Source organism: Nonomuraea terrae (assembly GCF_044465245.1).
Taxonomy (GTDB): domain Bacteria; phylum Actinomycetota; class Actinomycetes; order Streptosporangiales; family Streptosporangiaceae; genus Nonomuraea; species Nonomuraea terrae.
This window is the reverse complement of the sequence record NZ_JBITLL010000004.1, coordinates 496,594-516,214: the sequence shown is the minus strand read 5'-3', so window position 1 is coordinate 516,214 and position 19,621 is coordinate 496,594. Positions and strand designations below refer to the sequence as shown.

Genomic DNA, 19,621 nt, shown 5'->3' with positions numbered 1-19,621 from the left:
GGCCGATTGCTCATCGGCCGGATGGTGTCCGGGTGCTCGCGTTCCCGGATTCCTGGTGTTTCCGCAGGGGCCGATGCTCACCGAATCCGCTGGCCGCCATGGTGAAGCGCCACAGCCGCGTGCCCGAGGTGCTCGGCCGGCGCCCTTGGCGCGACCCGTCGCCGTGGGGTCGAGGGGCTCATCCTCGAAGCCGATCGATTCCTGTGTGCGGCGTTCCGGCCGGGCTCAGTGGCCCACGCTCTGGTAGTGGTCGAGCTGACGTCGCCAGATGAGGTAGGCCAGCGCGACCAGGACTACGCCCAGCAGCGGGGCGGCCAGCGCCAAGGGGGTGTCGAGCTTGCCCAGCACGACGCTCGCGGGTATGTACGCCACGAAGGCGACCGGCAGCACGAAGGTGAGCAGCCACTCGGTCACGCCGCCGAAGATCTTCATCGGGTAGGACCCGAACTTGCTGAAGACGTCGTCGACGAAGACGCGCAGGGCGAAGGTGTCGATCAGGCGTAGTGCCAGCGAGCACAGCGCGAGGAAGAAGGCGGCCTCGATGAGGGCGCCGCCGATGATCGCCACGAAGCAGAAGGCGATCAGCCAGGCGTTCCACGAGATCTGCGCGTTCTGCCCGGCGACGGCGAGCAGCGTCACTCCCACGAGCAGGTCGCCGAACTGGGCGATGCCCATCCGAGTGCCCATGAGCTGGACGAGGGGGTTGAGCGGGCGTAGCAGAAACCGGTCGAACTCCCCGTTGCGCACCACCCATTGGATGTCGTTCTCGCTCATCAAGGGGATCATCGCCAGGGCGTGGGCGGTCAGGCGCAGACCGTACAGGAAGGCGATCTCCGCCAGCCCCCAGCCCGCCAGCGAGGGGAAGGTGTGCATCACCACCCAGATGAAGGCGAACCCGGTGCCCTGCCAGATGGCGCCGCTGAGGATGCCGATCACGGTGTTGAGGCGGTACTGCAGGGCGCCGCGGGCGGCGGCACGCTGGAGCAGGACGTACAGGCGCAGGGAACGGAAGACCTCAGCCACCCTGGATCACCACCCGCCGGCGAGCCCGGGACCAGGTCAGCACGAGCAGCCCGCCCAGTCCGACGATCCAGCCGACCTCGACCAGGACAGGGCCCGAGACGTCGGAGATGTGCCCGACGTAGATGGCCGCGGGCACGTAACCCATGTACTTGAAGGGCAGGATCTCGGCCAGCGCTCCCAGAGCGCCGGGGAAGAAGGTGAGCGGCACCATCGTCCCGGCGAAGAACTGGCTGACCAGCCGGTAGAACAGCGAGATCGCCCCGGTCTCCATCGTCCAGAAGCCGATCAGACTGATCAGCAGCGCCAGCTGTACGGCGATCACGTAGCCCAGCGCCAGAGTTACCAGGTAACCGAGGCCGTTGACCGGCACGGTGATCGAGCCGACCAGGAGGACCACCGGGATGACAGGGGCGAGCAGCAGCAGCCCGCCGCCGGTGTTGCCGATCTGGAAGCCGGCCATCTGCCTCAGGTAGCCGACCGGGCGCGCCAGGTCGAAGAAGACCGTGCCGGTGCGGATGCGGTCGTGGATGGTGCGGGCGACGATGGTGTGGGTGGCGAACGCCTGCAGGTTGGCCAGGGTCAAGTAGGCCAGCAGCGCGTCCAGCGTGAGCCCTGCGGCCGAGGGGCGCGAGCCGTACACCGAGGTCCAGATCATGCGCAGGAGGAACACCTGGGCGACCAGCGTGACGCAGGTGATGATGATGTTGCTGCGGTAGGCCAGGGCGAGGCGGAAGCCGATGCGGGTCATCGGGTGTAGATCCCTTTGATCACGCTTTCCAGGTCGGGTTCCTCGATCGACAGGTCGCGGATGGTGTGTTCGGCGGCGATCGAGGAGATCATGCCCGGCAGGTCGTCGTGGATCTCGAAGACGTAGCGGCCCTCGGCGTCCCGTGGCACGCCGCGCACCTCCTCCGGCTCGGACTCCAGCGTGACCACCAGCCGCCGGGGCTCGTTGACCAGGGCGTCGATGGCGCCGTCGAAGAGCACTTTGCCGTGGTCGATGAGGATGATCCGGTTGCACAGGGCTTCGACGTCGGCCAGGTCGTGTGTGGTCAGGATGACGGTGGTGCGTCCGGCGCCGTTGGTCTCGACGATGAACTCGCGCACGGCCTCCTTGGCCACCACGTCCAGCCCCACGGTCGGCTCGTCGAGGTAGAGGAGTGGAGGTTCGTACAGCACGGCCGCGGCCAGGTCGCCGCGCATCCGCTGGCCCAGGCTGAGCTGGCGCACGGGAGTGTCGAGGAACTCGTCGAGCCCGAGGAGGTCGCGCAGCTTCTTCAGTGACCTCTCGAAGCGCGGGGCGGGGACATCGTAGAGGGCACCGACCAGTCGCAGGGACTCGATCAACGGTAAGTCCCACCACAGCCGGCTGCGCTGGCCGAAGACCACGCCGACGTTGCGGGCGTTGACCGAGCGGTCGCGCCAGGGCACCAGGCCGTTGACCTCCACGGTGCCGCTCGTCGGGGTGAGGATCCCGGTGAGGATCTTGATGGTGGTGGACTTGCCGGCGCCGTTCGGCCCGAGGTAGCCGATGACCTCGCCCTCATGGATCTCGAAGCTGACGTCGTCGACGGCGGTCTTCTCCACGTGCTGGCGAGTGACCAGCGTGCGCACCGCCCCGAAGGGGCCGGAGAAGGTGCGCGGCCGGCGGAACACCTTGGTCAACCCCTTGACCCGGATCATGCAGAGATACTTTCCGCCGGACGCGCACGTCGCAAGTTGTTTTCACGGCCGTCCGCCGGGCGTCGCCACCGTGACGGGCTGGGCTGCGGTTTCGGGTGGCCCCTTAATCGCAGAATTTTCACATTTGTGTGGACCTGTCGTAGTTTGGCAAGCGTTATATGATCGTGGGTTTCTGGTCTGAGCTTGACGGGGAGCGTGGGGGAGGGCTAAACGACAGCTATGACGTCCGTCAAAATGCGGCTCCGCGGCGCGCTCACCAATATCGACCTTGGGATCGTGCTGCTCGTGGGCGCCGTGGTGAGCGTGCTCGACCTGCTGGAAGTGCTTCCCGAGCAGAACGCCGACGAGCTGATCCTGCCGGTGCTGGCCCTGCTCGCGTTCGTGTGGATCAGGGACAGGAACCGGCAGGCGCGCGTGGCCGACCAGATCGCCGCCCTGGGCCGTACGGCGGACGGCATGTGGCGGGTGCTCTCCACTGGCGACTCCGTCAAGTCGCTCAACGGGGCGGCCATCACGCGTCTGCTGGCCGAGGCGCGGGCGGGCAGCGACATGTGGCTGTTCAAAGGAGGCACCGGCACGTATATCCGGGCGGTCACGCTGCCCGAATGCATCGAACGTGCGAAACGTACGCGCAGCAGAATGCGTTTCCTGCTGGAATTACTCGACCCGACGAATAAGGAGTTGTGCAAGGCGTACACCAGATTGCATCAGAATCTGGCGGGCGACGGGGGCGAGGAGAAGAAGTGGACGGTGCTCGGCACCCGCAAGGACGTCTATTCCACGATTCTGGCCGCCTGCTGGTTCCGGCAGCACAACAGCCATCTCCTCGATCTGAAGATCGGCCTTTCTGGCACGATCTCGTTGTTCCGCTGCGACCTCACCTCGCACAACCTGGTGATCACACAGCGCGGCCCCGAGTTCCCCGGCCTGGCGATCCCCCGTGACAGCCCTCACTACAACCCCTGGTACGTCGAGCTCGAGAACAGCCTCGACCAGACCCGGGTGCTGGAGATCGGCAAGGCCTCGCCGCTCAGCTCCCCGCCCACGGCCGAGGAGGCCCGGCGGCTGTTCGAGGTGCTGGGCATCCCGCTGACAGACGAATTCAAGGACTCCGACGTGAAAGACATCTGCAACGCCGCGCTCAGCCGTACTGACCCGTACCAGGGCCGGGTGCCCGGTCCCGCGCCCGCGGCGTCGGTCAACTGAGCCCTCCTGCGGGTGTCAGGCCTTGATCAGTTGCTCGCTCAGCTCCCAGAGTCGCTGGGCGGAGCGGGGGTCGATGGCGTGCGGCACGATGTCGGCCGGGACGTCCTGGTCGGCGCCGAAGACGATGGGCTTCGGGTCCTCGTCCAGCGGTGAGACGTCGTTGTCCTTGAGGTAGACACCGCCGATCGCGGCGAGCAGCGGGCTGGTCGCCGCGAACACGATGGTGGCGGCCCCCTGCTGCGGGGTCTTCAGTCCGCGGTCGGGGGCGATGATCGGCCGGCCGGACTCGTCGATCAGCCCCATGGCCCGCAGCTGGTCCTCGCCCGCCGCGCTGTTCAGGTTCGTGCCGACGACGACGCCCGGGTGCGCGGCGTAGCCGCGGATCCCGTCCTCGGCCCATCGGCGGTCCAGCTCGACGGCGAACAGCACGTTGGCGGTCTTGGACTGGGCGTAGGCGAGGTGAGGGTCGTAGCCGGTGGTGAAGTGCGGGTCGTCCCAGCGGATGTCGGACATTCGCTGCGCACCGGACGACACGTTGACGACTCGGGCGCCGTGCGCGGCGCGCAGTGCGGGCAGCAGGCCCAGGGTCAGCTGGAAGTGGCCCAGATGGTTGGTGGCGAACTGCGCTTCATAGCCGCGCGCGTCGCGGACCGGTTCGTCAGGGGCCGGGAGGCCGGCGTTGTTGATCAGGACGTGGAGCGGACGGCCGAGATCGAGGTACCGGGTCGCGAAGTCGTCGATCGACGCCGGGTCGAGCAGGTCCAGCCGGCTGACCTCGACGCGCTCGATCCCGGCCAGCGCGACGGCGGCGCGGTCCGGGTCGCGCGAGCCCACGGTGATGGCGGCGCCGGCGTTGCCGAGCGCCCGGGTGGTCTCCAGACCGAGCCCGGAGTGGCCGCCGGTGACGATGACGTTCGTACCGGTCAGGTCGATGCCGGCGAGGACGTCGGCGGTCGTCGACGCGGCGGTGAACCCTGTCCCGATGGGGTGTTGCCTGTGGGTCATGAGAGCGGTCCTTCGTGGTGGGGCCTCGCGGGTACGGGGATGCGGTCAGGCGGCGGCGCGTTCGTCGACGGGCCGGCGACGCAGGCGGGCGTGCTGGATGGCGGGCGGGTCGTAGGCCATGTCGAGGGCGCCGATGTCGGTGCCGGGCGGCACGATCTCGTCGATGCGGTCGAGGACCTCGTCGGTGAGCGTGACCTCGACGCCGGCGAGGAGGCCGTCGAGCTGCTCCATGGTGCGCGGCCCGATGATCGCGGATGTGACGCCGGGGTGGGCGATCGCGAAGGCCATGGCCAGGTGGGTCAGCGGGATCCCGGCGTCCTGGGCGAGCGGGATGAGCTCCTCGACGGCGTCCAGGCGGCGCTCGTCCGTCAGGTGCCGGAAGCCGAACCGGGAACGATGCGTGGTGTTCGGCTGGTACCTGCGGTAGCGGCCGGTGAGCAGGCCGCCGGCGAGCGGGCTCCAGACCAGGGTGCCCATGCCGTACTGCTGGGCCACGGGCAGGACCTCGCGCTCGATGCCGCGGTTGAGTATCGAGTACGGAGGCTGCTCGGTGTGCAGCCGGGCCAGGCCGCGCCGCTCGGCGACCCAGTGGGCGTGCACGAGGTCCGAGGCGGGCAGGGAGGAGGTGCCGATGGCCCGGACCTTGCCGGCGCGCACCAGGTCGGTGAGCGCCGAGAGGGTCTCCTCGATGTCGGTGTCGGGGTCGGGCTGGTGGATCTGGTACAGGTCGACGTAGTCGGTGCCGAGGCGGCGCAGCGAGTCGTCCAGGGCGCGGATCAGCCAGCGGCGTGAGGCGCCCGACCGGTTGGGGAGGGCCGGGGCGGCGCCGCTGGGGTCGTAGTCCACGGGGAACCGGGCCTTGGTGGCGAGCACGACGTCGTCGCGGCGCCCCTTGAGCGCCTTGCCCACGATCTCTTCTGACTCGCCGTGGGAGTACATGTCGGCGGTGTCGATGAAGTTGATCCCGGCGTCGAGAGCCCTGTGGACGATCTTGATCGAGTCGTCGTGGTCGGGGTTGCCGACGGCTCCGAACATCATGGCGCCGAGCGCGTACGGGCTGACCTTGATGCCGGTCCTGCCGAGAGTGCGGTACTGCATGCGGATTCTCCTGAGACGGGAGGTCGAGGTGTCGCCGGCGAGTGTGCATGCCGTACCCTGGACCTAAGTGGAACGTCTTTCCAGAACTATACGGAAAGGCTTTCCGGTTATGCAAGAGCGAAGGAGAGCCGTGCCCGAGAAAACGGCGCCCACCGGAGCCGACTCGACCGGTTCCGCGGATCAGGGCGCACGCGAACGAGCGCCGCGCCGCCTGCGCGCCGACGCCCAGCGCAACGTCGACTCCCTGCTCGAAGCGGCCAAGACGGTCTTCGGCACCTCAGGCGTCGACGCCCCCGCCAAACAGATCGCCGATCTGGCCGGCGTGGGAGTCGGAACGCTGTACCGGCACTTCCCCCAGCGTTCCGACCTGGTCAAGGCCGTGTTCCAGCGCGAAGTGGACGCCTGCGCCGACGCCGCCCCGGCGCTCAGCGCCGCCCACGAGCCAGGCGAGGCACTCGAGAGGTGGCTCCTGCGCTACACCGAATTCCTCGCCACCAAACGAGGGCTCGCCACCGCCCTGCACTCCGGCGATCCGGCGTTCGACGCCCTGCCCGGCTACTTCATGCGACGACTCGGCCCCACCCTCGACTCGCTGCTCGAAACCGCGACCGCGAGCGGCGAGATCCGCGCCGAGATCAGCGCCAAGGATCTGCTGTACGCCGTCGCCAACCTGTGCCTGCCGGTGGAGGGCGGAGGGGTCGCCTACAGCCGGCGCATGGTCGCGCTCCTCGTCGACGGGCTACGCTACGGCGCCGGAACGAGCCCGTCTCGCTCCTGAACGGGGCCATGCGATCTCGGGTCGATGGCGTACGGGGCGCCCACCGGCTCGTTGCCGATCGCGGCGTCGGCTCCAGCCCGCGCAGCCGCGACGGGCGCCATCCGCTGTGATGGCGCAGACGATGTGCCGGGGTGGGACGGCGCCTCCCGGCCCCGGGGGCGAATCAGGAGCTGGGGCTTTGCCGTGTGGCGCGTCGACTTCACCGGTGCTCGCGGCTTGATGGCGGTGAGCCGGCCGCTTGCAGCAGCGTGAGCGCGGCCTGCCGGGCGAGGCGGGCGGCGTCGGGTGTGGCGGGGTGCTGGTCCGCCACGACGGTGGAGCCGGTCACCAGGATGAGCAGCTGACGGGCCAGCGCCCCGGGGTCGGTCGCCCCTGCCCTCGTGGCGATCTCGGTCAGCAGCGCCAGCCGGCGTTCGAGGTGGCGCCCCGCGAGGTCCAGCTCGGGCGCGCCGTGATGCTGGGCGGCGGCGTTGAGCAGGGCGCAGCCGCGGAAGTCGGGCTCGGCGTGCCAGTCGGCCAGCGCGTCGAAGACCGCGGCCAGCTGGTCGGCCGGGTCTTCGCCCGCAGCCTCGGCGGATGTGCGCAGCCAGCGCGTCACGCGGTCGCTCCTGGCCTCCAGCACCGCCTCGATCAGGCCCTCCTTGGAGCCGAAGTGCCGGTAGAGCGTCTCTTTCGACACTCCGACGGCGGCGCAGAGCTCGGCCACGCCGACGCCGTCCAGGCCCCGCTCGTACAGGATCGGCATGGCCGACTCGATGATCGCGGCGCGGGTTCGCTCCGGGTCGAGAGTGCTTCCCTTCGGTACAGGCACCCCTAGATGGTAACGGGCGGTTCGATTACTGTTATCGTACCGACCGGTTCGATCTAAGGAGGATCATCGTGAGAGCCGCCACCCCCGCAGTGACGTTCGACAGCGGCGGAGTGCCGCTGGCCGGGTTGCTGCACCTGCCGGCCGGGCCGGGGCCGCATCCCGTCGTGCTGCTCCTGCAGGGCTTTCCGGGCAACGAGCGCAACCTCGACCTGGCGCAGGCGCTGCGAGCCGCGGGCTACGCAGCCGTCGCCTTCCACTACCGCGGCTCGTGGGGCATGGGAGGCACCTGGTCGTGGGCGAACGCGCTGGAGGACGCCGCCGCCGTGGCGCATGCCGTGCGGACCGAGGCGTTCGCGTCGGCGTACCGGCTGGATCCGGGACGTCTGGCGCTGTTCGGGCATAGTTTCGGGGGATTCGCCGCGCTGATGATCGCCGCCGCCGACCCGTTCGTCGCGGCCGTGGTGTCGGTGTCGGGCTTCGACTTCGGTACGGTGTCCCGCACGCTCGACCCGGCCGCCCGGGCGCGTTACGTCGAGGCGTTCGGGGAGGAACTCCTGCCGCTGCGCGGGACGAGCGGCGAGGCGCTGGTCGCCGAGATGGAGCGGGCGGGTGACCGGTGGAGCCTGGCCGGCCTGTCACCCCGGCTCGCCGGCCGGCCGGTGCTGCTCATCGGCACCTCGGACGACACCGTGACCCCGGCGGACGTACACCACCGGCCACTGGTGAAGGCATACGACCAGGCCGCGCTCGACCATCACGAGTGGCCCACCGACCACGCCCTCTCCGACCACCGGGGGCGCCTCATCGAGACCGTCCGCGCCTTTCTCGACGGCCGGCTGTGACGCGCTCCTCCCAGGACGCCGGTCTTCGCGATCACGCGAGCCGCCGGTCGGCCGCCCGCCGCGCGCTGTGGCAGGCGGCGGGGCTCTCCCTGGGGGTCGCGGCGGCGCTCGGACTGGGACGGTTCGCGTACGGGCTGCTGGTCCCGGGCATGCGTACGGCGCTGGGATGGAGTCTCGCCCAGGCGGGCGCGATGACCACGGCCAACGGCGCGGGCTACCTGGCCGGCGCGCTCGTCACCGCCGCCGTGACCCGCCGCCTGGGGCTCTCCGTCACCTTCCGCGCCGGGATGATCCTCACCTCCGTGTCGCTGGCGGCCACGGCCGTCAGCGGAGAGGCGGCGGCGCAGGTCGTCCTGCGCGCCGTCGCGGGGCTCGGCTGCGCGCTCGTCTTCGTCACCGGGGGCGTACTCGCCGGCCGGTTGGCCGCCCGGTCCGGCTCGGCGTCCCCGATCGGCGTCTACTACGCGGGCGGCGGGCTCGGCATCGTCCTCAGCGGCGCCGTCGTCCCTTTCGTCGCACCGGATCGATGGCAGCTGGTGTGGCTGGGATTCGGGCTGGCCGCACTCGCCGGCACGGCCCTCGGCTGGCGCGCCGCCCTGTCAGCCGGGGCGAAGACCGACGCCCCCGGCCGGGCATCCGCTGAGGTGGGCGAGGCGGCGGCACGCTCCCGTCCACCACGGCCGGCGCGGACGGGGAAGGGTGTGGTCCGTCCTCGCCCGCCACGGCCGGCGGTGGAGGAGGGGGCGGCGCGTCCACACCTGGCGCGGCTGTGGCGGATCGCGGTGGTGTACGCGCTGTTCGGCGCGGGGTATCTGGCCTATCTCACGTTCCTGTCGGAGTTTCTCGCCGGTCAGCGGGCGAGTCCGGTCCAGGTGGCGTTGACGTGGACGGTCGTGGGCGTGAGCGCGTTGGTCGCGCCGGCCCTCTGGAACAGGCCCATCGCGGCCTGGCGGGACGCGCGGGCGCTGGCCGTCCTCCTGGCGGTGCAGGCGGTCGCCGCCACGGCGCCGCTGGCGGGTGCGGCGCCCCTGCTGTCGGCGATCGCGTTCGGGCTCACGCTCATGGTGATCCCGTCGGCGGTGACGGCGCTGGTCCGCGCCACCGTCCCGGAGGCGGCGTGGACGGGTGTGCTGGGCGCGCTGACGGTGGTGTTCGCCGCCGGTCAGACCGCAGGGCCGTGGGTGGCGGGCGCGCTGGCCGGCCTCACCACCCCCGGCATGGCGCTGGCCTGGAACGCGGCACTGTGCGGCTGCGCCGCGCTCGTCGCACTGACCTGGCAGGCGACAGAACCGCACCACCGAGCCTCAACGGGTACCGCCCCGGGCACATAGGGGAGTGCCAGAGGACGGCACCGTCTGCCGGGTCCGCCTTCGAGCCGCCCGTTCGGGACGGTGCTGGGCGACGTGGCTCCTCGCGGGGCATGCGGCCGGCCGGCGATGGCTCTATCGCGGTGGGCCGGGGCGGGGTTTGATCGAAGGACATCCCGACCTTGGAGGCGGACAGTGGCTTATCAGCTCATCGTGCTCTACCACCATCCCGAGAGCACCGAGGCCTTCGACAAGCACTACGACGAGACGCACGCCCCGCTCGCCGCCCGGCTGCCGGGGCTGCGCGCGTACTCGGTGATGCGGCCCGTCGCCCCCAGAGGTGATCGGCCCGCGTACCATCTCGCGGCGGTGCTGACGTTCGACGACGAGAACGCCTTCAACGCGGCGATGGCAGGTGAGGAGGGCCGGGCGGCGGTCGCCGACCTGGCGAACTTCGCCGGCGCGGGCACCACGATGCTGACCGGCCCGGCCGGCCTGATCGTCTGACGCGCGCCGGGGCGGGCCGCCCGGACGATGCGGTACGGCACTCAGGCCGCCCGCACCGCCCGGCGGTCCGCCCGATTCGAGACCGCCAGGCCGCCCCGGTGGGCCGAGTCAGCCCGGGGCGACCTGGACGGCTCAGTCAGCCGAGCCAGCCCGGGGCCACCAGGACGGCCCAGGCGGCCAGGGGGCCCACGGCGACGACGGCGGCGCCGTACGCCAGGAGCTTGCGGTAGAACTGGTCGCGTTCCATGCCCCTGACGTTGGCCACGAGCAGTGCGCCCGTCGTGGAGAACGGGCTGACGTCCACGATCGCCGACGACACCGACAACGCCGCGATCATCGCGATCGGGCCCAGGGTGCCCTGCGACAGCAGCGGTACGGCCAGCGGCACCAGCGCGCCCAGGATGCCGACCGTCGAGGCGAACGCCGACACGACGCCGCCCACGTAGCAGATCAGCAGCGCCACCAGCAGCGGGATGCCGATCGCGGCCACCGCCGAGCCGACGTAGTCGATGGTGCCGATCTCCTGCAGGACGCCCACGTACGTGACGACGCCGCAGATCAGCAGCACGGTCGGCCAGGCGACGCGCTCGACGGCGCCCTTGTTCGCCTTCGGGGAGGTGAGGGAGAGGATCACGGCGACGGTGACGGCGGTCAGGCCCACGTCGAGCTGGAACGCCAGCACGGCCACGCACAGCGCGAGGATCCCGGTCAACGTCAGCGCCTGATGCGCCGTGAGCCGAAGCCCACCGGCATCGGGAGCGGAGGTGGCGCCGGGGGACGTACCCGACGATGTGCCGGGGACGATCGTGGTGGTCACCTCGCCGCTGGGAGAGCCGGGGCCGGAAGGGGCGGCTGGGCTGAGAACGGGGGCGGGAGCGCCAGGGTCGGTGCCTGTGCCGGATGCCGAGCCGGGGGTCGTCGGGGAAGCGGGGGAGGCGGAGCCGGGGGAGTCAGGGGTGGCGACGTGGGTGCGGCCGAAGAGGTGGTGGCCGCCGAAGACGAAGAAGACGATCGCGGCCGCCGCCGCGTTGTACGCGAAGCTCGACAGGAACAGCACCAGGTTGTCGTAGGGCAGGCCCGAGTCGCGGGTGACGCCGTTCACGATGCCGCCCAGCACGCTGATCGGCGAGAACGCCCCGGCCTGCGTCCCGTGCGCCACCATGAGCCCGATCAGCATCGGATGGATGCGGTAGTCGGCCGCGAACCCGAACGCGATCGGCGCCAGGATCGCCGCCACCGCCGGCGCCGGCGCGCCCACGGCGGTCAGCAGGGCGGAGATGACGAACACGACGAGCGGGATGGCGGCCAGCCGTCCCCGTACGAGATGCACGGCGGCCCTGACGAGCCAGTCGACCGTGCCGTTGTTGGTGGCGATCGCGAATAAGAGCGTCACCCCGACGAGGATCACGAACAGGCTGCCGGGGAACGCCCCGAGGATGTCGTCGGTGCTCATCCCGGCGGCCAGCGTGCCGACGAGGAAGGCTCCGACGAGGGCCAGCGCCCCGAGGTTGACGGGGAAGACGGTGGCCACGAGGAACATGACGATGAGGGCGAGGATGGACAGGAGCTCTGCGGACAACTGCGTACTCCGATCTCCCCCGAGCGTTATGGCATGCCGGCCGCCCGATGGACGAGCTCGACCGGGTGGCGGGCGGCGCGGCCCGCCCCGTGGGCGATCTGCTGGCGGCACGAGACCCCCGTGGCCGCGAGCAGGGTGTCGGGTGAGGATTCGGCGATCGCCGGGAAGAGCCGGAGGCCGCCGATCTTCATGGACAGGTCGTAGTGCTCGGCCTCGAAGCCGAACGATCCGGCCATGCCGCAGCAGCCGGCGTCGATCTCGGTCACCTCCGCTCCGGGGATCCTGGACAGCAGGCCGCGTGTGGCGGCGGTGCCGGTGACGGCCTTCTCGTGGCAGTGGCCGTGCAGCAGGATGGTGCGTCCGCGGAGCGCGTCGCCGAGCACGAGCGAGCCGTCGTCGATCGCCTCGCTCAGCAGCTCGGGGACGAGCCGGGCGCGCGCCGCCACCTGCCGGACGCGCGGGTCGCCGGGCAGCAGCGCGGCGTACTCGTCCTTCAGCGTCAGCAGGCAGGACGGCTCCAGGCCGACGATCGGCGCGTCCGAGGCGGCCAGGCGGGTGACCATCGCCTCCGCCATCGTCCGCGCCTGGTCGAGCAGGCCCTTGGAGATGCTGGAACGGCCGCAGCAGCCCTCGGACTCCAGGCGTACGCGGTAGCCGGCGCGCTCCAGCAGCTCGACGGCGGCCCGCCCGATCGCGGGCTCGCTGAAGGTGGTGAAGGAGTCGGCGAGCAGGATGACCTCGCGGGTGCCGCGCGAAGCCGGGCGGCGGGCGTACCAGCGCAGCAGGTTGTCGCGGTGGAAGCGGGGGAGCGGGCGGCGGCGGCTCAGCCCGAGCGGGCCGCGCACGGCGCCGGCCAGCCAGTTCGACACCGGTGCGGTGGCCGAGCCGAGCCGGTTGAGCGTCCTGATCGCGCCGAAGACCCGCGCGCGCAGCGGCACGCCGTGGATCTCCTGGTACTGGTGGAGGAACTCGCTCTTCATCGCGGCCATGTCGACCCCGAGCGGGCACTCCGACTGGCACGCCTTGCACTCCAGGCAGAGGTCGAGGATGCCGTGCAGCCGCTCGTCGCCCATCGCCTGCCGCGGGTCGGGCGACGACAGGGCCTTGACCAGGGCGTTGGCCCGGCCCCGGGTGGAGTGCTCCTCCTCGCGGGTGCCCATGTACGACGGGCACATGACGCCCGTGTCGTCCTTGCGGCACACGCCGACGTTCATGCACCGGTCGGCGGCGGCGTGCATGCCGCCGGCGAAGGTCAGCGTCGTGGCCAGCGGGCGCGGCTCGGGCTGTGCAGGGTCGCGCAGGTGCTCGGTCATCGGCGGCGCATCGACGATCTTGCCGGGGTTGAGCCGGTCGTGCGGGTCGAAGATACGCTTGACCTGCCGCATCGCCTCGTAGATCTGGTCGCCGAACAGCCGGCGGTTGAACTCCGAGCGGGCCAGGCCGTCGCCGTGCTCGCTGGAGTTCACGCCGCCGTGCCGGGCGGCCAGCTCGGCGATCTCCTCGGCGACCGCGCGCATCGTGCCGATCTCGCCGGGCGCGCGCAGGTCGACGAACGGGCGGATGTGCAGGCAGCCCACCGAGCAGTGGCCGTAGAAGCCGGCCCGCAGCCCGTGCCGGTCGAGGATCTGCGCGAACTCCTCGACGTACGGCAGCAGCCGCTCCGGCGGCACGGCGGTGTCCTCCACGAACGCCAGCGGCCGCCGGCTGCCCACGCTGGAGGCCATGAGCAGGCCCAGCCCGGCCTTGCGCACCTTGAGCACGGCCGCCTGCTGCTCTCCGGTGACAGCCCGCAGGGTGTGGTAGCCGTGGCCGCCGGACTTCCAGGTGGCGGCCAGCTTGTCGACCCGGTCGGCCACCTCGCGCGGCGTGTCGCCGAAGAACTCCACGAACAGCAGCGCCTCCGGCTCGCCCTCCAGGATGTCGCCGAGCCCGGCGTAGTCGACGCGCTGCTTGGACAGGTCGAGGATGGCCTTGTCGAGCAGCTCGACCGAGGCGGCGCCGAAGGACAGGGCGTCGGCGGTGGCGGCGACGGCGGCCGCGGTGGAGGTGAAGTGGCCGACGGCGATGGCCTTGGCGCGCGGCCGGTCCACCAGCCTCACCGTGGCCTCGGTGACCACGGCGAGGGTGCCCTCGGAGCCGACGATCAGCTTCGTCAGACCGTCGCGGGCGGCGGCGTCGAGGCGGTAGCCGCCCGAGTGCCGCCAGAAGCGCGGGAACCCCGACAGGTCCACGCCGCGCAGCACCTCGGCGACCGCCGTGTTCAGCCGGGTGTCGGTGGTCAGGTCGGGGGTGGTGGCGTCGGCGAGCACCACGCGCAGTGCCTCGACGTGGTCGATCGTGGAGCCGTACAGGACGGAGTGGCTGCCGGCGGAGTTGTTGCCGATCATCCCGCCGATCGTGGCGCGGTTGCTGGTGGAGGTGTCGGGCCCGAACATCAGCCCGTGCTTGCGGGCCGCCCGGTTGAGCTGGTCCTGCACCACGCCGGGCTGGACGCGGGCGGTGCGGCCGTCGATCTCCAGGATGCGGTTCATGTGCCGGGAGAAGTCGACGATCACGGCCGCGCCCACCGTCTGCCCGGCCAGGCTGGTGCCCGCGCCGCGCGGCAGCAGCGGCACCCCAAGCTCGCCGCAGGCCACGACCAGCGACTGGACGTCGTCGGCGTGCCGGGGGAAGGCGACCGCGAGCGGCTCGATGGCGTACATGCTGGCGTCGGAGGAGTACAGGTGCCGGGTGTACGGGTCGTCGCGGACGTCGCCCGCGATCAGCGGGGCCAGCGTGCGCGCCAGGCTCATCGTCCGCCCTCCAGGTACGCCAGCGCCGCCCGCGTGCCGCCCTCCTTGATCGGCACGCCGGCAGCGGCCAGGCCCATCTCGACCCCGCTCAGCGTGCCCGCGAGCATGAGGTCGTTGAAGTGGCCGAGGTGCCCGATGCGGAAGACGCGTCCGGCGAGCCGGCCCAGGCCGGTGCCGAGCGACATGTCGTACCGCTCCAGGATCAGCCGTCTGACCGCGTCGGCGTCGTGGCCCTCGGGCATGAGCACGGCGGTGAGCGAGCTGGAGTGTTCGCGCTCGTCGGCGCAGAGCACCTCCAGCCCCCACGCCCGCACGGCGCGCCGGGTCGCCTCGGCGTGCCGGTCGTGCCGGACGAAGACGGCGGGAAGACCCTCCTCCTCCAGCATGATCAGCGCCTCGCGCAGGCCGTACAGGAGGTTGGTGGGAGGTGTGTACGGGTAGAAGCCGCGCCGGTTGGCCTCGATGATCGGCTCCCAGTCCCAGTAGGAGCGGGGCAGCCGCCCGCGATGGGCGAGGGCCTTGTCGCTGACCGCGTTGAAGCCGATGCCGGGCGGCAGCATGAGGCCCTTCTGCGAGCAGCCGACGGTGACGTCCACGCCCCACTCGTCGTGGCGGTGGTCCATCGAGCCGAGCGACGAGATCGTGTCGACCAGCAGCAGCGCCGGGTGCCCGGCCCGGTCGAGGGCGGCGCGGATCTCGGGGACGCGGCTGCGCACGCCCGTCGAGGTCTCGTTGTGCACCACCATGACGGCGGCGACGTCGGGGGTCAGGCGCTCGGCGAGGGCGTCGGGGTCGGCGCCGTGCCGCCAGTCGCCCGGCACCAGGTCGACGACCAGCCCCAGGCGGGCGGCCATCTCGCACCACAGAGTGGAGAAGTGCCCGGTCTCGAACGCCACCACCTTGTCGCCCGGCGACAGCGTGTTGACCAGCGCCGCCTCCCACGCGCCCGTGCCCGACGACGGGTAGACGACCACGGGACCGGCGGTCTGGAAGACGCCCTTCAGCCGCTCCAGCAGCTCGGAGGCGAGCCGGGCGAACTCGGGCCCCCGGTGGTCGATCGTGGGTTGGGCGATCGCGCGCAGCACCCGGTCGGGAACGTTGGTCGGCCCGGGGATCTGCAGGAAATGCCGGCCCACTGTCTCTTCCCCTCTGTGCCATGTCACGGCACACCGTGCCGTCGTACGGTTCACTAACCTTAAGATCGCCTCAGGAAGGAGTCAATGTGCGGAACGTGATCACCGCCCTTCGCGTGCTCGAAGAGGTCTCCGCCCGCCAGCCCATCGGCGTGGGCGAGCTGGCCCGCCTGCTCGGGCTGCCCAAGAGCACGGTGCAGCGCTCGCTCAGGACGCTGCACGAGGCCGGCTGGATCCGGCCCGCCGGGGGCGAGGTCACCCGCTGGCAGGTCACCAGCAAGGCGTTACAGGTCGCCCGCCGTACCGAGCTGGGGCTGCGCGACGCGGCCGTGCCCGTCATGGAGGAGCTGCGCCAGCGCACCGGCGAGACCATCCACCTGATGGTCCCCGAGGGCGAGGCGGTCGTGCTGATCGAGCGGCTGGAGACCGACAAGCCGCTGCGCATCGTGCTGCCGCTCGGCATCCGGCTGCCGCTGCACGCCTCCGCCAACGGCAAGGCCGTGCTGGCCCACCTCGGCAGGAGGCTCGACGAGCTGCCGGCGTACACCGAGACCACGATCACGGACGCGCGGGCGCTGCGGGCCGAGCTGGAGGCGGTCAGGGCGCGCGGGTACGCCGACAACCGCGGGGAGTGGCGCGCCGACATCGCCGCCGTCGCCTCCGCGATCCTCGGCCCGGACGGCGCCCCGATCGCCAGTCTCAGCGTCTCGACCCCGGCCAGCCGCATGACCGAGGACCTGCGCGCGCAGTACGGCAAGCTCGTCACCCAGGCGGCCGGCACGCTCACCGACTCTCTCGGCTGACCGCCGCTCCCGAGCCCGCTGACCCGTGGGCAGGGCTCAGAGCTCCACTGTCATGCCGTCGCAGGCGGCCGGCGGCGTCCCGGACGCGCGCCGCTGCCCACGGGACGTAGCCGCATCGCGCCGTCGTGCCGTGCGGGTGAACCGCGGGCCGATCAGGTCAGCCGGTGGGCGACGGGCTCGGCGACCCCGCGGGGCTGGGCGATCCGGCGGGGCTCGGCGACCCCGCCGGGCTCGGCGGCGCGGTGGCCGGGCTGGTGGGCGACGGCGGGCCCGCGGGCGCGGTGGGCAGCTGGGCGAAGTCTCCCGCGCGCCGCTTGACCGGCACCATCAGCCGCGTCGACCTCCCGTCGGAGAAGGTGAACGTCATCGGCACCGTCGTGCCGCGCACGCCGGTGACCGTGCCGATCGGCTGACTGCCGGTGCCGACCGGCTGGTTGGGCGGCAGCGTGAGCGGCCCGGCGAGCTGCACGGAACCGCCGCCTTCGACGGTGATCCGCTCCAGGCGCTGCGGGCGGGCGCTCTCGTTGATCAGCACGGCGAACAGCGGCTGCTGAGGAGGGGGAGAGGCCGGGTCCGAGCCGCCCACCAGGAAGGCGTTGCGTACGGAGACCGTGCCTGTCACGCCGCCGTTGGCGCCTTCGTTCGGCGGCGGCCGCAGGGTGTCGTATCCCGCGGCGGCACACCCGGTGGCCGCCAGGGCCAGCACGGTCATGGCGGTGACGATGGGACGCATCGGCTCATGCCCTCCTCACAGCGTTGCCCCATGGGTACCCGGAGAAGTGCCTCTGAACCAGCGCCGTCCGGCATGCCCGGCACAGCCGCATTCCGCGAGATTTCAGGCCCGTGACCGGCGATCAACTCTGATGTACCGTCACCGGTAATGCGGGAGCTACCGGAGGTGCGGTAGATGACTGAGCACGAACCCGACGCGACAGGCCCCGAGAGAAAACGGCAGCTCACCCGGGCGGTGGTCGCCTCCGCCGTGGGCACCTCGATCGAGTGGTACGACTTCTTCCTCTACGGCTTCGCGGCCAGCACCATCTTCGCGGAGCTGTTCTTCCCCAACAGCGACCCCACGACCGGCCTCCTGCTCGCCCTCGGCACGTACTTCGGCGGCTTCGCCGCCCGTCCGATCGGCGCGGCGATCTTCGGCCACTACGGCGACCGCATCGGCCGCAAGGCCACCCTGATCATCACCCTGATGACCATGGGCGTCGCCACCGCGCTCGTCGGCCTCGTGCCGACGTACGACCAGATCGGCATCTGGGGCGGCATCCTGCTCACCCTGCTCCGCCTGCTGCAGGGCATCAGCGTCGGCGGCGAGTGGGGCGGCTCGGTGCTGCTGGCCACCGAGTGGGGCGACACCCGGGGCCGCCGGCGCGGGTTCCTCGGCAGCTGGCCGCAGTTCGGCGTGCCCGTCGGGCTCGTGCTCGGCTACGTCGGCCTGCAGATCTTCCAGCCGCTCGACCCGTACTGGGGCTGGCGCATCCCGTTCCTGCTCAGCATCGTCATGGCCGGCGTCGGTCTCTACATCAGGCTCGGCATCCTGGAGACGCCCGTCTTCGCGAAGGTGCTGCGCGAGAACAAGATCGAGCGCGTGCCCGTGCGCGAGGTCATCAAGAAGAACTGGCGCGAGATCGTGCTCAGCGCGCTGCTGCGCACCGGCCAGCAGGCGCCGTTCTACATCTTCACCGTCTTCATCCTCACCTACGCCACCAGGACCCTCGGCTTCGAGGCGTCGGACGTCTATCTGTACGTCATCGTGGCCGGCCTCGTCTCGCTGGTCACCGTGCCGTTCTGGGGCTACATCTCCGACCTGGTGAACCGCAGGAAGCTCTACATCGTCGGCGCCGCCCTCATGGTGGCGTGGTCGTTCGTCTACTGGCCGCTGCTCGACACCCGCGTGCCGGCGCTGGTCTTCCTCGCCATCGTGCTGGCCGCGCCCATCCACGACATCCAGTACGGCCCGCAGGCGACGTTCATCGCCGAGAGCTTCACCGGGCGGCTGCGCTACAGCGGCGCCTCCCTCGGCTACCAGCTCGCCTCGGTGACAGCCGGCGGCCCGGCCCCGTTGATCGCGGTCTGGCTGTACGAGACGTATCAGAGCTCCTTCGCCATCGCCGTCTACATGGCGGTCTGCGCCCTGATCAGCGTGGTGGCGGCGTACCTGCTCAAGGACCGCTCGCGGCAGGACTACGCCGTCGAGTACGACGAGGCGGAACCGAGCGGACGTTAAATCAGTGGACAGCGCATGCCGCCCGCGGACATCGTGGGCGGCATGCGACAGGAGGACATCTGGGACGCCTACGCCGCCCAGCATTACGACACCCCCGGCACCGGCATGTTCGCCCCCGACGTGCTCGGGCCCACCGTCGACCGCCTGGCCGAGCTGGCGGGCGGCGGCCGGGCGCTGGAGTTCGCCATCGGCACCGGCCGGGTGGGCGTGCCGCTCGCCGGGCGGGGCGTGCCCGTCACCGGCATCGAGCTGTCGCGCCCGATGATCGACCAGCTGCGCACCAAGGCGGACGAGTCGGCCATCCCCGTCGTCAACGGCGACATGGCGACCGCCACCGCGCCGGGCACGTACACGCTCGTCTATCTCGTCTTCAACACGATCTCCAACCTGCTCACCCAGGCCGAGCAGGTCGAATGCTTCCGCAACGCCGCCCGCCACCTCGAGCCGGGCGGCCGGTTCGTGATCGAGCTGGGCGTGCCCGAACTTCGTATCCTTCCCCCCGGCCAGCAGGGCTTCGTCTTCACCAGCGAACCCGGCTACCTCGGCATCGACACCTACGACGTGGTGCGCCAGCACCTCGTCTCCCACCACTTCCGCTTCGGCGACGGCCGGCAGGCCACGCTCTTCCGCACCCCCCAGCGCTACATCTGGCCGGCCGAGCTCGACCTCATGGGGCAGCTGGCCGGCTTCGAGCTGGAGAGCCGGCACGCCGACTGGTCGGGAGCCGAGTTCACCGCCGAGTCGCGCTCCCACGTCTCCGTCTACCGCCTTCCCGCCTAGCGCGTACGAGCGGCCCCGGGGCCGTGCGGGGCGCCCGG

18 protein-coding genes are annotated in these 19,621 nt (G+C 71.3%); 8 read left to right on the top strand and 10 right to left on the bottom strand.

Translation table 11 applies throughout. The features are described 5' to 3' along the window. Positions 1–225: 225 nt before the first annotated feature. The 3 genes from ACIBP6_RS20685 to ACIBP6_RS20675 are packed head-to-tail and all read right to left on the bottom strand — an operon-like array spanning position 226 to position 2,706. On the bottom strand, positions 226–1,023 hold the full coding sequence (locus tag ACIBP6_RS20685; RefSeq protein ID WP_397054346.1) for an ABC transporter permease: 798 nt from the start codon (positions 1,021–1,023) through the stop codon (positions 226–228). Next, a complete protein-coding gene (locus ACIBP6_RS20680) occupies positions 1,016–1,771 on the bottom strand; it encodes an ABC transporter permease (protein WP_397054344.1) in 756 nt (251 codons plus the stop codon). Before ACIBP6_RS20680 ends, ACIBP6_RS20685 begins: the two co-directional genes overlap by 8 nt. Continuing rightward, the gene (locus ACIBP6_RS20675) at positions 1,768–2,706 is read right to left on the bottom strand and encodes an ATP-binding cassette domain-containing protein (protein WP_397054342.1); all 939 of its coding nucleotides are present in this window, start codon (positions 2,704–2,706) and stop codon (positions 1,768–1,770) included. The genes ACIBP6_RS20680 and ACIBP6_RS20675 overlap by 4 nt, the downstream gene beginning before the upstream one ends. 219 nt (positions 2,707–2,925) lie before the next feature. On the opposite strand from ACIBP6_RS20675, the gene ACIBP6_RS20670 reads away from it, so the two are divergent. Beyond that, positions 2,926–3,912: a hypothetical protein gene (locus tag ACIBP6_RS20670; RefSeq protein ID WP_397054340.1), complete on the top strand. Its 987-nt coding sequence runs from the start codon at positions 2,926–2,928 to the stop codon at positions 3,910–3,912. A 15-nt stretch (positions 3,913–3,927) separates the two neighbouring features. Here the strand turns inward: ACIBP6_RS20670 and ACIBP6_RS20665 are convergent, their stop codons facing one another. Then, a complete protein-coding gene (locus ACIBP6_RS20665; protein ID WP_397054338.1) occupies positions 3,928–4,917 on the bottom strand; it encodes an SDR family NAD(P)-dependent oxidoreductase in 990 nt (329 codons plus the stop codon). A gap of 45 nt (positions 4,918–4,962) precedes the next feature. Beyond that, complete coding sequence (locus ACIBP6_RS20660) at positions 4,963–6,015, bottom strand: aldo/keto reductase (protein WP_397054336.1); 1,053 nt, start codon at positions 6,013–6,015, stop codon at positions 4,963–4,965. Positions 6,016–6,145: 130 nt separating this feature from the next. On the opposite strand from ACIBP6_RS20660, the gene ACIBP6_RS20655 reads away from it, so the two are divergent. Beyond that, positions 6,146–6,793, top strand: coding sequence for a TetR/AcrR family transcriptional regulator (locus tag ACIBP6_RS20655; protein WP_397054334.1), 648 nt, complete (start codon positions 6,146–6,148; stop codon positions 6,791–6,793). A 199-nt stretch (positions 6,794–6,992) separates the two neighbouring features. On the opposite strand, the gene ACIBP6_RS20650 is transcribed toward ACIBP6_RS20655, so the two are convergent. Further along, entirely contained in the window at positions 6,993–7,604 is a 612-nt protein-coding gene (locus tag ACIBP6_RS20650; protein WP_397054332.1) for a TetR/AcrR family transcriptional regulator, read from the bottom strand. 68 nt (positions 7,605–7,672) lie between these two features. On the opposite strand from ACIBP6_RS20650, the gene ACIBP6_RS20645 reads away from it, so the two are divergent. The 3 genes from ACIBP6_RS20645 (at position 7,673) to ACIBP6_RS20635 (ending at position 10,260) form a co-directional block, all read left to right on the top strand. Further along, entirely contained in the window at positions 7,673–8,446 is a 774-nt protein-coding gene (locus ACIBP6_RS20645) for an alpha/beta hydrolase family protein (protein WP_397054330.1), read from the top strand. Next, positions 8,443–9,777, top strand: coding sequence for a YbfB/YjiJ family MFS transporter (locus ACIBP6_RS20640; RefSeq protein WP_397054328.1), 1,335 nt, complete (start codon positions 8,443–8,445; stop codon positions 9,775–9,777). The genes ACIBP6_RS20645 and ACIBP6_RS20640 overlap by 4 nt, the downstream gene beginning before the upstream one ends. A gap of 171 nt (positions 9,778–9,948) precedes the next feature. Then, a complete protein-coding gene (locus tag ACIBP6_RS20635) occupies positions 9,949–10,260 on the top strand; it encodes an EthD family reductase (protein ID WP_132613011.1) in 312 nt (103 codons plus the stop codon). 136 nt (positions 10,261–10,396) lie between these two features. On the opposite strand, the gene ACIBP6_RS20630 is transcribed toward ACIBP6_RS20635, so the two are convergent. From ACIBP6_RS20630 to ACIBP6_RS20620, 3 genes are read right to left on the bottom strand one after another with little or no spacing between them, the layout of a single operon-like run. Next, entirely contained in the window at positions 10,397–11,839 is a 1,443-nt protein-coding gene (locus tag ACIBP6_RS20630) for an SLC13 family permease (protein ID WP_397054326.1), read from the bottom strand. A 26-nt stretch (positions 11,840–11,865) separates the two neighbouring features. Next, complete coding sequence (locus ACIBP6_RS20625) at positions 11,866–14,631, bottom strand: FAD-binding and (Fe-S)-binding domain-containing protein (protein ID WP_397054324.1); 2,766 nt, start codon at positions 14,629–14,631, stop codon at positions 11,866–11,868. Then, positions 14,628–15,767 (bottom strand): pyridoxal-phosphate-dependent aminotransferase family protein, encoded by a 1,140-nt coding sequence (locus ACIBP6_RS20620; RefSeq protein WP_397054322.1) that lies wholly within the window; start codon positions 15,765–15,767, stop codon positions 14,628–14,630. The genes ACIBP6_RS20625 and ACIBP6_RS20620 overlap by 4 nt, the downstream gene beginning before the upstream one ends. A gap of 86 nt (positions 15,768–15,853) precedes the next feature. Here ACIBP6_RS20620 and ACIBP6_RS20615 point away from each other — a divergent pair, with 86 nt between their 5' ends. Continuing rightward, entirely contained in the window at positions 15,854–16,567 is a 714-nt protein-coding gene (locus ACIBP6_RS20615) for an IclR family transcriptional regulator (protein ID WP_397054320.1), read from the top strand. Positions 16,568–16,724: 157 nt separating this feature from the next. Here the strand turns inward: ACIBP6_RS20615 and ACIBP6_RS20610 are convergent, their stop codons facing one another. Further along, positions 16,725–17,300: a hypothetical protein gene (locus ACIBP6_RS20610; protein WP_397054318.1), complete on the bottom strand. Its 576-nt coding sequence runs from the start codon at positions 17,298–17,300 to the stop codon at positions 16,725–16,727. A 174-nt stretch (positions 17,301–17,474) separates the two neighbouring features. Between ACIBP6_RS20610 and ACIBP6_RS20605 the strand changes: the two genes are divergently transcribed. Together ACIBP6_RS20605 and ACIBP6_RS20600 are read left to right on the top strand one after the other, a co-directional pair. Then, on the top strand, positions 17,475–18,803 hold the full coding sequence (locus ACIBP6_RS20605) for an MFS transporter (RefSeq protein WP_397054316.1): 1,329 nt from the start codon (positions 17,475–17,477) through the stop codon (positions 18,801–18,803). Between the two features lie 15 nt (positions 18,804–18,818). Further along, a complete protein-coding gene (locus tag ACIBP6_RS20600; protein ID WP_397054314.1) occupies positions 18,819–19,583 on the top strand; it encodes a class I SAM-dependent DNA methyltransferase in 765 nt (254 codons plus the stop codon). Positions 19,584–19,621 lie beyond the last annotated feature (38 nt).